This window comes from Bacillus sp. (in: firmicutes), from assembly GCF_031983925.1.
GTDB classification, from domain to species: Bacteria; Bacillota; Bacilli; order Bacillales; family Bacillaceae_G; genus Bacillus_A; species Bacillus_A pacificus.
The window spans coordinates 525,937-540,262 of the sequence record NZ_DALYZR010000001.1; the positions used below are offsets into that span (position 1 = coordinate 525,937).

Annotated in this window: 11 protein-coding genes and 1 riboswitch; of the genes, 9 read left to right on the top strand and 2 right to left on the bottom strand. The window is 33.8% G+C overall.

The genetic code is table 11. The features are described from left to right. The first annotated feature begins 293 nt into the window (after positions 1-293). Positions 294-1,253, top strand: a complete 960-nt coding sequence (trhO, locus tag RTP99_RS02825) for an oxygen-dependent tRNA uridine(34) hydroxylase TrhO (RefSeq protein WP_000246219.1) — start codon at positions 294-296, stop codon at positions 1,251-1,253. 257 nt (positions 1,254-1,510) lie between these two features. Here trhO and RTP99_RS02830 read toward each other — a convergent pair whose 3' ends face one another. After that, positions 1,511-2,986, bottom strand: a complete 1,476-nt coding sequence (locus RTP99_RS02830; RefSeq protein WP_000387446.1) for a hypothetical protein — start codon at positions 2,984-2,986, stop codon at positions 1,511-1,513. 175 nt (positions 2,987-3,161) lie between these two features. Between RTP99_RS02830 and panE the strand changes: the two genes are divergently transcribed. Then, positions 3,162-4,106 carry a 2-dehydropantoate 2-reductase gene (gene panE / locus RTP99_RS02835; RefSeq protein WP_001221931.1) on the top strand — a complete coding sequence of 315 codons (945 nt, stop codon included), beginning with the start codon at positions 3,162-3,164 and terminating at the stop codon, positions 4,104-4,106. Positions 4,107-4,161: 55 nt separating this feature from the next. On the opposite strand, the gene RTP99_RS02840 is transcribed toward panE, so the two are convergent. Next, entirely contained in the window at positions 4,162-4,290 is a 129-nt protein-coding gene (locus tag RTP99_RS02840; protein ID WP_000031869.1) for a hypothetical protein, read from the bottom strand. A 139-nt stretch (positions 4,291-4,429) separates the two neighbouring features. Next, a riboswitch (cyclic di-AMP (ydaO/yuaA leader) is annotated at positions 4,430-4,576 on the top strand. Positions 4,577-4,720: 144 nt separating this feature from the next. Here RTP99_RS02840 and RTP99_RS02845 point away from each other — a divergent pair. The 7 genes from RTP99_RS02845 (at position 4,721) to deoC (ending at position 14,290) form a co-directional block, all read left to right on the top strand. Next, complete coding sequence (locus RTP99_RS02845) at positions 4,721-6,547, top strand: APC family permease (RefSeq protein WP_000254878.1); 1,827 nt, start codon at positions 4,721-4,723, stop codon at positions 6,545-6,547. A gap of 599 nt (positions 6,548-7,146) precedes the next feature. Beyond that, positions 7,147-8,307: a non-hemolytic enterotoxin NHE subunit A gene (gene nheA / locus RTP99_RS02850; RefSeq protein ID WP_000751819.1), complete on the top strand. Its 1,161-nt coding sequence runs from the start codon at positions 7,147-7,149 to the stop codon at positions 8,305-8,307. A gap of 31 nt (positions 8,308-8,338) precedes the next feature. Continuing rightward, positions 8,339-9,547 carry a non-hemolytic enterotoxin NHE subunit B gene (nheB, locus tag RTP99_RS02855; protein WP_000162964.1) on the top strand — a complete coding sequence of 403 codons (1,209 nt, stop codon included), beginning with the start codon at positions 8,339-8,341 and terminating at the stop codon, positions 9,545-9,547. A 260-nt stretch (positions 9,548-9,807) separates the two neighbouring features. Beyond that, a complete protein-coding gene (nheC, locus tag RTP99_RS02860) occupies positions 9,808-10,887 on the top strand; it encodes a non-hemolytic enterotoxin NHE subunit C (RefSeq protein ID WP_001172021.1) in 1,080 nt (359 codons plus the stop codon). A gap of 678 nt (positions 10,888-11,565) precedes the next feature. Next, positions 11,566-11,709: a Phr family secreted Rap phosphatase inhibitor gene (locus RTP99_RS02865; RefSeq protein ID WP_095209882.1), complete on the top strand. Its 144-nt coding sequence runs from the start codon at positions 11,566-11,568 to the stop codon at positions 11,707-11,709. 653 nt (positions 11,710-12,362) lie between these two features. Next, positions 12,363-13,310, top strand: a complete 948-nt coding sequence (locus RTP99_RS02870; protein WP_046646893.1) for a DNA-binding transcriptional repressor DeoR — start codon at positions 12,363-12,365, stop codon at positions 13,308-13,310. A gap of 308 nt (positions 13,311-13,618) precedes the next feature. Further along, complete coding sequence (gene deoC / locus RTP99_RS02875) at positions 13,619-14,290, top strand: deoxyribose-phosphate aldolase (RefSeq protein ID WP_001017443.1); 672 nt, start codon at positions 13,619-13,621, stop codon at positions 14,288-14,290. The last annotated feature ends 36 nt before the right edge of the window (positions 14,291-14,326 follow it).

The window sequence follows — 14,326 nt, forward strand, 5'->3', positions numbered from 1 at the left end:
GTGATGACGTGGGGAAACATAATGAATTAAAGGGCTGTTTTTGAAATTTATGTGAACATAAAGCCGATAATACAGCATATTAATTGATGGAATTGCATTTGTATGATATATAATATATTGGGATTACAACATAACCATAGTGTTTTGGTGTGTAATCTTGTTTTTTATTTTTGTTAACTGATAGAAAATAGTATAAAGAGAAGAAAATGGGATTCATTTTCTTATTATATATGTTTTGATATGAACGTTAACTTATACATGATTTTAAAAATTAGATAGGTGGTAGAAATACATTGGCAACTACAAAACCATACAGAGTATTACTATATTACATGTACACAACAATTGAAAACCCAGAAGAATTCGCGGCAGAGCATTTAGCATTTTGTAATTCACTTGAATTAAAAGGTAGAATTCTTGTAGCAAAAGAAGGTATTAACGGAACTTGTTCTGGTACTGTAGAACAAACAGAGAAATACATGGAAGCTATGAACAACGATCCACGTTTTGACGGTATCGTATTTAAAATAGATGAAGCTGATGGTCATGCATTCAAGAAAATGCACGTGCGTCCTCGCCCAGAATTAGTTACACTTCGTCTAGAAGATGATATTAATCCACACGAAATAACTGGGAAGTATTTAGAGCCAAAAGATTTTTATGAAGCAATGAAACAAGAAGATACAGTTATCATTGATGCACGAAATGATTATGAATTTGATTTAGGTCACTTCAAAGGTGCGATTAAACCTGATATCGAATCATTCCGTGAATTACCAGATTGGATTCGTGAAAATAAAGAAGTACTTGAAGGTAAAAAGATTTTAACGTACTGTACAGGCGGAATTCGTTGCGAGAAGTTTTCTGGTTGGTTAGTTCGTGAAGGTTATGAAGATGTAAGTCAGCTTCACGGCGGTATTGTAACGTACGGAAAAGACCCAGAAGTACAAGGTGAGCTTTGGGATGGACAATGTTACGTGTTCGATGAGCGTATCGCTGTACCAGTAAACCAAAAAGAACATGTTATCGTTGGTAAAGACTACTTTACAGGTGAACCTTGTGAGCGCTATGTAAATTGTGCCAATCCAGAATGTAACAAGAAAATTTTATGTTCTGAAGAAAACGAAGCGAAATATTTACGTGCATGTTCTCACGAATGCCGTGTAAGCCCACGTAACCGCTACGTAATACAACATGAATTAACGGAAGAACAAGTAGCTGCTGCATTAGAGAAAATCGAAGCAGGGAAGTAAGAGGAATTCGTGTAATAAAAAAGGGTACTCCAAACTTTATGTTGGAATACCCTTTTTATATTGTCCGGTTCAGCCTTTTGTCGGTTTCTGTCGGTAAGTCGATATATCTGGAAAATCGCCGATATATTTTGAGTTGCGCTGATATATTTAAAAAATCGCTGATATATTTCGAGATGCGCCGATATATCCGAAAAATCGCTGATAAAAATTTCAATTACTGTAGCGTACCACATACTTCAATGTAAAAATAATCTTCTTTATTTCGAATCATCTTTCTCTCTCACAGCAGAAAGTACAGTTTGTTTAACCCATGCTTTTCTTCGTTTATGTTGTAGACCCCATTGGTATAAACTTTGCGCACCTAAAATAAGTGAAATGACGATGCCGCTAATTGCTATTAAAAGCGCGAAAAATTCAAGTGGCGACGATATTTTGTTTGAATCGGTGTTTCTTAATAGGTCAATCATAGTAAACCCTAACATTTGGCCCACAACAGAGTAAAGCGTTAAAATTAATAATAAAAGACTATCCTTTTTAGAAGCGACATTTTCTTGATATTTAAACAAACTATCAAGATTTTGTTTTGCATTCGAGTATAAAACCTCGATGTTAAAAAGCTTTCTTAAGCGAAAGAAAATATCTTCACTCTGTGATTGGGATACGAGCTCTAAAGAAAAGTAATTCGCAGTAAATGAATTGATTGAATAAATTAATTTCTCGATTTCATTTGTATCTTTTTCAATGTTTAGTTCAGCATAAGCGTTTGCCATTTTTAACAAAACAATTTTATGAAATAGATTTAATAATAAAGCGTAATAAAACTCCCCATACATTTGACTCGCAAGCTTAGTAAATTCGTGTTCCCCCTCATTTGTTACACAGGTGAATATATGTTCTTCCATTATGAAATAGCGATTTGGAGCCCACCTCTGGTAAGCGTGTTGTTTTAAATAATCATGAATATAAGGAAGATTATTTGCACTTACATAAGCCTTGCCGTTACTTGTTAATCCAGAAAGGCTGGAAGTACGATAAACATCCACTTCGGTAAGCTCCATATCTGCTTTTATACATAGTAAAGTTTGAACGTACATTCTTTGATCTTCAAAGAAAGGAAAGGTTTGAAAGTAAGAACTTCTTAATCTCTTCTTCTCAAAGAAATCTGTTACGCCATGAAATAAATAACCAAAAATGAATCTTTCTACTTGGGAATATTTTTTTCCATTACATTCAATGCAAATCGTTTCATTTGTATCATTTTTAGTTTCAAGTACACGGAAGCGGGCGGCGAATTCAATTGCTTCTGATAATGTCATGTTTGGAGCGGTCTCTACTTCTGTCCGAATTGTTAAGAAGCCAAGCTCATAAGGACAAAGTGTTACGTCAATAGAATGAATCTTAAATGGAACGGAAATAAGATTTGTTGTTAAATGTCCAGTTAAATTAAGGTCTTTAGAATAGCGCTGCAACCCCTTTTGATGTTCTGAATGAGGAAATAAAATTTTATTTGTAAATGAAAGATAGTATGCTTCCATATTTTGATGTGAAACTTGAAACTTTCCATAGTATGTATTTTCATTTTCAAGATGATCGAGTCGAAAAGGGCGAAAGTCATTTTTCTGTAAGAAAGGGAACATATTTTGTTCATACCCAGTTTTAAAAGAAAACGGGAATATAAATTGAAATATAGCTGTTGTTACATCTTTTTCTTCAATTGTTTGTATTGCCTCCATTTACATTGTTTCCTTTCCATATATGCTATAAAAACAACATGCCCAAATTTATTTGAAAATAACCACTGTTTTATACTTGATTAAGAATGAAAATTCAGCTTATTTAGTAGGGGACATGTATAATGTTATGTATACTAAAAGTTATAAATTGATATTTTGAAAAGGGGGATGTTGTATGCGGATTTTAGTATTAGGAGCTGGCGGCGTTGGAGGATTTTTTGGGGGACGCTTAGTAGAAAAGAGAGAAGAGGTTACGTTTCTTGTTCGCAGTAAAAGGAAAAAACAATTGGAGGAAAGAGGACTTGTAATCCGCAGTGTTAACGGGGATTTTTCCTTCCAACCGAAATTAATAACGAAAGAAGATCGAACTGCTCCATTTGATGTCATTTTATTTTCAACAAAAGCGTATCACTTAAACGAGGCAATTCAAGATGTGAAGCCGTTTGTAGGTGAAAACACTGTAATCATTCCATTGTTAAATGGTATCGCTCATGTATCACTATTACAAAAAGAATTCGGCGAGGAAAAAGTAATTGGTGGTTTATGCTTTATCGAGACGACTTTAAACGATCAAGGAGAAATTGTACAAACTAGCACTGCCAACAGACTTGTGTTTGGAGAAATGAAGTCTCAAGATTCAGAGAGAATAAAGCATATTTCTAAAGCATTTGCAGGTACGAAATCTAGTTTTGTTTTAAGTGAAAACATTATGCAAGATATGTGGCATAAATATTTATTTATTACTGTAATGTCGGGTGTGACGACATTAATGCGGGCACCGATAGGACCGATTCGTGAAAGCGAAGGTGGACGCGATTTTATCCAAAACTTATTTGAAGAATGTATGCAAATTATGAGATGTATAGGAGCGCCAATTAAAGATAATATTGTCCAAGAACATATGAAAACAATTGATAAAATTTCGTATAATATGAAGTCATCGATGCAGCGTGATATGGAAAAAGGTTCGTCTATTGAAGCGAAGCACTTACAAGGATACTTACTAGATGTAGCAGAACAATTTTCTATAGAAGCACCATTATTAGGAGCAGTATATCAAAATTTGAAAGTGTATGAAGAAATGACCTTTAACAAATCAGCAATACAATTGGATGTATGAAAAAATAAAAAAGAAAGCAATATATAAGTGTATTGCTTTCTTTTTTTATGACAAATCATTTATTTCTTTTTGTTCTATCTGTCAAATTTATTTCCTGTTCACGTTTACCGTATAATTGATTAATTTCATTTGCTAATGCATCTAAATAGGAATCGGAAAAAATAGGCTTCTTTTCTTTAGACATATAGGTCTCCTTTATTGATTTTTTAGTATTCATTATGTATATTTACCGGCGGATTATGCGCAATCATTTTAATTTTTTCTTTTTAAAAATTTTTGTTTACATTTTGAAAATAAAGGAGTATTATAATCCACAGTTTCAATTTTCTAAATCGCTGAAACCGCATGGTACGGGGGACCCGTTCTTATGGATTAGTTCTTAATCCAATGGGGTGAATCCTTGAAAAAGGTAGGGCTACTCATAGGCCCGAATCCGACAGCTAACCTCGTAAGCGTTATATTGAGAAGGAAGGTGGAGCTTGTGCGACAAAAAAAATAATGTCTACAAGTCTATTTCGCTATGGCTTGTAGACATTTTTTGTTTTCTGAAGAAATAGTTTACTGGCTGTAACAAGCAGAATCGTTCGTACAAAATTATTGGAGAGTGGACAGCATTGGTTTCATCTATTAAAAGGTTTTTAATTGGAAGGCCCTTAAAATCAACTGAGTTAGGAGAGCAAAAGCTTAATAAAACGAAGGCGCTAGCCATTCTTTCTTCTGACGCATTGTCATCAGTTGCATATGGTCCAGAGCAAATATTAATTGCACTAGCAGGTGTTGGAGCGATCGCTTATTGGTATTCTATTCCGATAGCCATTGGGGTATTAGTATTATTGACAGCCCTTATTTTATCTTATCGTCAAATTATTTTTGCTTATCCGCATGGCGGAGGCGCGTATGTTGTATCAAAAGAAAATTTAGGGATGAATCCGGGCTTAATTGCTGGAGGATCTTTATTAGTCGATTATATTTTAACTGTTGCAGTAAGTGTGTCTGCAGGTACAGATGCGCTAACATCTGCTTTTCCTAGTTTACATGCACATAATGTAATCATTGCGATTATATTTGTTATATTTATTACCATCTTAAATTTAAGAGGGGTAACGGAATCAGCTTCCGTTTTAGCATATCCTGTTTATTTATTCGTTTTAGCATTATTTATATTAATTGGTGTAGGGATATATAATATTTTAACTGGTCACGTGTCACCGAATTTACACACGCCGATTGGAACACCAGTTGCAGGGATTAGTTTGTTTTTACTGTTACGAGCATTTGCATCAGGAAGTTCTGCTTTAACAGGTGTTGAAGCAATTTCAAACGCAATTCCAAACTTTAAAGATCCTGCACCTAACAATGCAGCGAAAACATTACTTGCAATGGGTGCATTACTTGCAGTTTTATTTTCAGGAATTGTGTTCTTAGCTTATTATTACGGAATTTCCCCAAGTAAAGAAGTAACAGTTGTTTCACAAATTGCTGAACAAACATTTGGACGTAATTTCATGTACTATTTTATACAAGGTACAACAGCTTTAATATTAATCCTTGCTGCTAACACAGGCTATTCTGCATTTCCACTATTAGCAGTTAACCTTGCAAAAGACAAATTTATACCGAGAATGTTTACGATAAGAGGAGACCGTCTAGGTTATTCAAATGGTATTATTATACTTGGAATTGCATCAATTATTTTAATTGTAGCTTTCCAAGGACAAACGGAACATTTAATCCCGTTATATGCAGTAGGCGTATTTATTCCATTTACCCTTTCTCAAAGTGGTATGGTATTAAAATGGCTTCGTGAAAAACCGGAAGGATGGGCTTTACGATTAACGGTCAATTTAATTGGTGCAGTCATTAGTTTTATCGTAATGAGTATGTTCTTTTTAACTAAATTCGCACAAGTTTGGTCAATTCTTATTTTCTTACCAGTTATTATCTTCTTATTCCATCGAATTAAGAAGCATTATGATGCAGTGGGTGATCAATTAAGCTTAAAAACTTGCGAACCTCTTATTCCAATTGAGGGGAATGTAATTGTCGTTCCGGTAGCTGGTATGACGCATGTAGTAGAGAATTCATTAAACTATGCGAAGTCTCTTTCTGCAGATCAAGTTATCGCTGTATATGTTGCTTTTGACAGAGAAGAGGAAAAGAAATTTGAAGAGAAATGGAAGAAGTGGCAACCTGAAGTAAGACTTGTTACTTTACATTCTCATTATAGAAGTATTATTCAACCGCTAACGAAGTTTATTGATACAGTACAATATAAAGCGAGTGAATCAAATTACCGAGTTACTGTCGTTATACCACAGTTCATTCCGAAAAAAGGTTGGCATAATATTCTCCATAATCAGTCTAGTTTACTCATTCGTGCGTATTTACTCTATAAAAGAAATGTTGTTATTACGACAGTTCCATATCATTTGAAAAAGTAAGAAGTTTTTTAAAGGATAGCTTTACGAAAGTGGAGCTATCCTTTTTGTGTATACGCTATGCATAATTGCATATGAGTCCAAAAGATATATTGATATAATTTTTGTATCTGTGAGTAAGTAGAGGTTTTTGTTGTGATATATGGATATTTTAATTGAAAAAGTGAAGTGGATTATATTTTGAAATAAAGACATGAAGGCTTGAAAATAAAGGGAATGAAAATACTTCTTTACGTTATATAAATAGCTGTGTTTAAATGACCTTACAGTACAAAACTTATATGAAAACAAAACGGAATTTCATATTTACGTACGTTATTTAGTTTAAGATGAATAATATTTTTATGTAATATATTCACTGTGTGAATGTGGAAATCGCTATAAAATAGAAATTTTATACAATGTTATTCATACTAATCACATATGAAAAAATAATAAAATGTTTTGTGACGATAAGTAAGTACTGTAGCAATACGAGAGAGGTGGTTCATACATGGATTGCGGTGAGAACGTTCTCTATTTTAACCATCTCAAATTATGGGTAAGAAAATAGAATAATAAAATGCGATAGTAATAGTTGCTAATACATAGGAGGAGTTAAAGTGAAAAAGACTTTAATTACAGGGTTATTGGTTACAGCAGTATCTACGAGTTGCTTCATTCCTGTAAGCGCTTACGCTAAGGAGGGGCAACCAGAAGTGAAAACAGTATATGCACAAAATGTAATTGTTCCAAATACATTATCCAATTCAATTAGAATGTTAGGATCACAGTCACCACTTATACAAGCATATGGACTAGTGATTTTACAACAGCCAGACATTAAGGTGAACGCGATGAGTAGTTTGACGAATCATCAAAAGTTTGCAAAGGCAAATGTAAGAGAGTGGATTGATGAATATAATCCGAAGTTAATCGACTTAAATCAAGAGATGATGAGGTATAGTACTAGATTTAATAGCTATTATAGTAAGCTCTATGAACTAGCAGGGAACGTAAATGAAGATGGACAAGCAAAAGCAGATTTTACAGGTGCATATGGAAAATTACAATTGCAAGTACAAAGCATCCAAGAGAGTATGGAGCAAGATTTATTAGAGCTAAATCGATTTAAAACGGTATTAGATAAGGATAGTAACAACTTATCAGTTAAAGCTGATGAAGCAATAAAAACACTACAAGGATCAAGTGGAGATATTGTGAAATTAAGAGAAGATATTAAAAGAATTCAAGGGGAAATTCAAGCTGAATTAACGACTATTTTGAATAGACCTCAAGAAATTATTAAAGGTTCTATTAATATCGGTAAACAAGTATTTACAATTACAAATCAAACTGCACAAACGAAAACAATTGATTTCGTTTCTATCGGTACTTTAAGTAATGAAATTGTAAATGCTGCAGATAGCCAAACGAGAGAAGCAGCTCTTCGCATTCAGCAAAAGCAAAAAGAGCTATTGCCACTTATTCAAAAGTTATCACAAACTGAAGCAGAGGCAACACAAATTACATTCGTTGAAGATCAAGTAAGTAGTTTCACAGAACTAATCGATCGTCAAATCACAACTTTAGAAACGTTATTAGCAGATTGGAAAGTTTTAAACAGTAATATGATCCAAATTCAAAAGAATGTTGAAGAAGGCACATATACAGACAGTAGTTTACTACAAAAACATTTCAACCAAATTAAAAAAGTAAGTGATGAAATGAATAAACAAACGAATCAATTTGAAGATTACGTTACAAACGTTGAAGTACATTAAAAATAAGTAACGATATAGGGAGAGAAGAAAAATGACAAAAAAACCTTATAAAGTAATGGCTCTATCAGCACTTATGGCAGTATTTGCAGCAGGAAATATCATGCCGGCTCATACGTATGCAGCGGAGAGTACAGTGAAGCAAGCTCCAGTTCATGCGGCCGCAAAAGCTTATAATGATTATGAGGAATATTCATTAGGACCAGAAGGCCTAAAAGATGCAATGGAAAGAACGGGTTCAAACGCTTTAGTAATGGATCTGTACGCTTTAACAATTATTAAACAAGGTAATGTTAACTTTGGAAATGTATCGTCTGTTGATGCGGCTTTAAAAGGGAAAGTGATTCAGCACCAGGATACAGCTAGAGGAAATGCGAAGCAATGGTTAGATGTACTAAAGCCACAGCTTATTTCAACGAATCAAAATATCATTAATTACAATACGAAATTCCAAAACTATTACGATACTTTAGTTGCTGCGGTAGATGCAAAAGATAAAGCGACTCTTACGAAAGGTTTAACTAGATTATCAAGTAGTATTAATGAAAATAAAGCGCAAGTAGATCAGTTAGTAGATGACTTGAAGAAATTCCGAAATAAAATGACGTCCGATACGCAAAACTTTAAGGGAGACGCAAATCAAATTACATCTATTTTAGCTAGTCAAGATGCAGGAATCCCGCTTCTGCAAAATCAAATTACAACGTACAATGAAGCAATTAGTAAATATAATGCAATTATTATCGGTTCATCAGTTGCGACAGCTCTAGGGCCAATTGCCATTATTGGTGGTGCAGTAGTGATTGCTACAGGTGCAGGAACGCCGTTAGGAGTCGCGTTAATTGCAGGTGGTGCAGCAGCTGTAGGCGGTGGCACAGCTGGTATCGTATTAGCGAAGAAAGAACTTGATAATGCACAAGCTGAAATTCAAAAAATAACAGGACAAGTTACAACTGCTCAATTAGAAGTAGCTGGGTTAACGAACATTAAGACACAAACGGAGTATTTAACAAATACAATTGATACTGCAATTACAGCGTTGCAAAACATTTCAAACCAATGGTACACAATGGGATCAAAATACAATTCTTTACTTCAAAATGTAGATTCAATTAGTCCGAATGACCTTGTTTTCATTAAAGAAGATTTAAACATTGCGAAAGATAGCTGGAAAAACATTAAAGACTATGCAGAAAAGATTTATGCTGAAGATATTAAAGTAGTAGATACGAAAAAAGCTTAATTAAATACAAATCGTTAGAGCGTTACGTATTGATGAAAGATTTGAAGCTCCTGTTCAGTTGTGAGCAGGAGCTTTTTATCCGACTTTAATGGGCAGTAAGACCCCCAACTCAAAATGCAGCGAAAGCAAAGAATTTAGGTGGGGATCGGGCTGCCCCTAAAAGTCCGATTGGTGAGGGCTAATAATCAGTGGGGGATGAAGAAAACCCCCACTGATTAAAGTTTCACTTTATACCCTTATAAAGAAAACAGGTGAAAAGTATGCAGAAAAGATTTTATAAAAAGTGTCTTTTAACGTTAATGATTGCTGGGGTGGCAACGAGTAATGTATTTCCTTTACATCCTTTTGCAGCAGAACAAAACGTAAAAACATTGCAAGAAAGTGCGGGAAATTATTCGTTAGGGCCAGCTGGATTCCAAGATGTAATGGCGCAAACGACATCGAGCATATTCGCAATGGACTCCTATGCAAAATTAATTCAAAATCAGCAAGAGACTGATTTGAGTAAAATAAGTTCGATTAATAGTGAGTTTAAAGGAAATATGATTCAGCACCAACGAGATGCAAAAATTAACGCGGCGTATTGGTTAGATCATATGAAGCCGCAAATTATGAAAACGGATCAAAATATTATTGATTACAATAATACTTTTCAAGCGTATTATAGTAGCATGCTAATAGCAATTGATCAAAAAGATAGCGTAAAGTTAAAAGCGGATTTAGAAACATTGTATGCGGATATTGTAAAGAATCAAAATGAGGTAGATGTATTATTAGGTAATTTGAAAGCCTTTCGCGATAGAATGGCGAAAGATACAAATAGCTTTAAAGCGGATACAAATCAACTAACCTCGATTTTAGCAAGTACGAATGCTGGTATTCCAGCTTTAGAGCAACAAATCAATACATATAACGATTCAATTAAAAAGAGTAATGATATGGTTATCGCTGGTGGTGTACTTTGTGTAGCGTTAATAACATGCCTTGCTGGCGGACCGATGATTGCCGTTGCGAAAAAAGATATTGCAAATGCAGAAAGAGAAATTGCCAATTTAAAGGATAGAATTTCTGGCGCACAAGCAGAGGTCGCAATTTTGACAGATGTAAAAAATAAAACAACAAACATGACTGAAACGATTGATGCAGCAATTACAGCATTGCAAAATATATCGAATCAATGGTATACAGTAGGGGCAAAATATAATAATTTACTACAAAACGTAAAAGGAATTAGTCCGGAAGAATTTACCTTCATAAAAGAAGATTTACATACAGCGAAAGATAGCTGGAAAGATGTAAAAGATTATACAGAAAAATTACATGAAGGTGTGGCGAAGTAAACAGTGGGCTAGTTCCGGTGTTTATTTTTTGCCGAGAGTACCAACATTCTTATCTCAAGGTATTTACTCTTCTTGGTATGATTGGTCGTCAGTTCTATTTATAAAAAATAGGCCTTAATAGAAATTTATATAATCCTTTCAAATAAGTGCAATTGGATATTAGCCATCTGTATTTTAAGTGCGAAATATATAGTTTGATCCTAAAATATTTCTCAACCTCAAAATTGCATGCATTCAAAATAATTGTGTTAATATTTAAAAAATATGCAGGTAATATCTAAAGAGAGGGTGACGGGCGTATGAAAAATTCAGTTCCCCACGATTACCGTACCAGAAAAAAGGTATACATACCTTAGCGGAAGTTCACTATAAATTAGGGAATTATGAAAAGGCAAAATTCTTTATTGATGAGGGGCTAAAAGATTGTACGGAAGAATACCACCACCGTTATAATATCTTGAGTGCTTTAGTTAATAAGGTTTCTATTGAAAAATTAGAGTTTGTTGTTTTGGAAGCTATAGCTTATTTTAAGGAACAAAATATTTGGAAATAAATTCAAAATTATTCTGAACTTTTAGCTAATGAGTGTTATAATGTAGGAATGAAGGATAAGGCTTCAGAGTATTATCGTATGAGTTATGAAGCTAAAATTTCAATAAAGGAAAAGGGGTATTTAAGATGAAAAAGATTAAGGTTTTCGTCATAAGTCTAGTAACTGTCACTTTATTATCTATTGGATTAAATAACCCTGAAATTCATCAAAATACATCAAAAAAAGCACCTGTTGTACAACATATGACTGAACCAGGTGGAGGAATCTAGTAAAAGGTTCATTCCCCTTTTAAAAAACGATAATTATAATTCCTAAGAAAAGCCTATTTCCTAAAAAGAAATGGGCTTTTTAATATGTGGTAATACCCCATTGTCCATCAAGCGAAAATTTTAAGACGCTCTTATAACAAGAAATCAGCTCATCTTTTCTTAGCTGTCTAACAAAAATTAAATTTCACTAAAACAGGTAAATCTTGTTTTAATTTTTCACTTCAAACTGAAGATTTAATGCATATTACGTATGGAATTAAGAAAAAAGCATGAAAAAGGGACAAAAAATGGTCTCTTTACTAACCCTTACAGAAAACGCGAATGGAAATTCCATAAGTATGAGAAAAACAGTTTTTGATATCCTGGGCCTCATATACAACTTTTCTATGTTAAATAACTTGATTCTACCGTGCGTTTTTGAGCGGTCTTGTTATCGTTATTGCAGAAAATGCGTGAATTAAATGATAATGGATTTACATGTCTCACGCGTAACTATATTGAGTTAGTAAATCTACACAATAATGTTTCATTTCATACAGTAAGTGTAGTGGAAGTTCAGTTAGATAAAATTCTGTAGTCGAAATTTATTACATAAAGCTGTATAATGCTTGTAACGAAAGGGAAATACAGGAAAGGATTTGTATTGAGTTACTATGGATAAAGATAAACAACAATTAAGCGTTGAGGTTGCAAGATTATATTATCAATCAGATTATAGTCAGCAAGAAATTGCTAACAAACTAAATATTTCAAGACCGACTATCTCTAGATTATTAAAGTACGCGAAAGAAAAAGGATTTGTTCAAATTAGTATAGCTGATCCATTTGCTGATTTAGATAACGTTGGAAATTTACTGAAAGAAAAGTACAATTTGTTAGAGGCGCATGTCGTTTTTTCTCCAGTGCCAGAATACGCAACGATTACAGCGTATATTAGTAAATATGCAGCTGAGTATATGGAAAAGACGGTTAAAAATGGTGATATCGTTGGTGTAAGCTGGGGAATGACGATGTATGAAATCGCTAGAAAAATCGTACCGCAACATGTAAAAGGTGTAGAAGTCGTTCAGTTAAAAGGTGGTATTAGTCATTCGAGTGTAAATACATATGCGAATGAAACAATTGCTTTATTTGCAGATGCTTTTCAAACGACGCCAAGAAATCTACCTCTTCCAGTTATATTTGATAATGCAGTGACAAAGGAATTAGTAGAGCAGGATCGACATATTCATCACATTATCGAAATGGGGAAACAAGCGAATATTGCAATTTTCACTGTAGGGACAGTGCGAGACGAAGCGCTATTATTCCGATTAGGTTATTTCGATAAGGATGAAACAAGTTTACTCAAAAAACAATCGGTCGGTGACATTTGTTCACGTTTCTTTGATGGGGATGGAAATATTAGTAGTGAAGAAATTAATAAGCGGACCATTGGAATTGAGTTAGAGGAACTGAAATTAAAGAAACGTTCTATTTTAGTTGCTGGTGGTAATAGAAAAATAAAAGCAATTGATGGTGCGTTACGTGGCGGATATGCAAATGTATTAATTATCGATCAGCATACAGCAAAAGAATTGTTACATTATGAAAAAGGTTAGAAATAAAAGGCTTTCTCAAGATATTAATTTTGAGAAAGCCTTTTATTTTGTTATGTATGAATTATGGGAGTGCTGTTTGAATACAAATTGCCTTTTTAAAAATAATTATGGATATTGAGATACATACTACCATTGTTAATATAAAAGTTTTGATTTTAAATAGGAAGTGTTTCTTAGTTAGAATGAGCTTTATTTACTATAGGAAAATTCCTTTTTTAAAAAAAATGAACAAAATTTCAAAAGTGTATTTACATTTGTTCAACTAAGAGTTAGAATGAAGTTGTTAAAAGATATGAGGAGTGAAGATAATGAACATTGCAAAGTTAATTGACCATACAATTTTAAAAGCTAATACTACTAAAGAAGATGTTATGAAAGTAATCGAAGAAGCAAAGGAATATAAATTCGCTTCTGTTTGTATTAATCCTACATGGGTAAAGCTAGCTGCTGAGGAATTAGCTGGACATGATGTAGATGTTTGTACTGTAATCGGTTTCCCATTAGGCGCAAGTACTACTGAAACAAAAGCTTTCGAAACAAAAGATGCTATCGCAAAAGGTGCAACTGAAGTTGACATGGTAATCAACGTAGGCGCTTTAAAAGATGGCGACGACGAACTTGTTGAAAAAGACATTTATGAAGTAGTACAAGCAGCAAAAGGAAAAGCTCTTGTAAAAGTAATCATTGAAACTTGCCTATTAACAGATGAAGAGAAAGTACGCGCTTGTGAATTATCAGTAAAAGCTGGGGCTGATTTCGTAAAAACTTCAACTGGATTCTCAACTGGCGGAGCAACTGCTGAAGATATCGCATTAATGCGTAAAACAGTTGGACCAAACGTTGGTGTAAAAGCATCTGGTGGCGTTCGTACACGTGAAGATGCAGAAAAAATGGTAGCTGCTGGAGCTTCTCGCGTTGGAGCAAGTGCTAGTGTTGCAATCGTATTAAATGATGCAAAAGGTGCTACAGATAACTACTAATCATTAATGATGTCAAAAGCAATAGATACACAAAGT

Bases quoted from the DNA above. Each gene is read 5' to 3' on its own strand.
- RTP99_RS02830 (WP_000387446.1), bottom strand. From the start codon at position 2,986: ATGGAGGCAATACAAACAATTGAAGAAAAAGATGTAACAACAGCTATA.
- panE (WP_001221931.1), top strand. From the start codon at position 3,162: ATGCGGATTTTAGTATTAGGAGCTGGCGGCGTTGGAGGATTTTTTGGG.
- RTP99_RS02840 (WP_000031869.1), bottom strand. From the start codon at position 4,290: ATGTCTAAAGAAAAGAAGCCTATTTTTTCCGATTCCTATTTAGATGCA.
- nheB (WP_000162964.1), top strand. From the start codon at position 8,339: ATGACAAAAAAACCTTATAAAGTAATGGCTCTATCAGCACTTATGGCA.
- nheC (WP_001172021.1), top strand. From the start codon at position 9,808: ATGCAGAAAAGATTTTATAAAAAGTGTCTTTTAACGTTAATGATTGCT.
- RTP99_RS02865 (WP_095209882.1), top strand. From the start codon at position 11,566: ATGAAAAAGATTAAGGTTTTCGTCATAAGTCTAGTAACTGTCACTTTA.
- RTP99_RS02870 (WP_046646893.1), top strand. From the start codon at position 12,363: ATGGATAAAGATAAACAACAATTAAGCGTTGAGGTTGCAAGATTATAT.
- deoC (WP_001017443.1), top strand. From the start codon at position 13,619: ATGAACATTGCAAAGTTAATTGACCATACAATTTTAAAAGCTAATACT.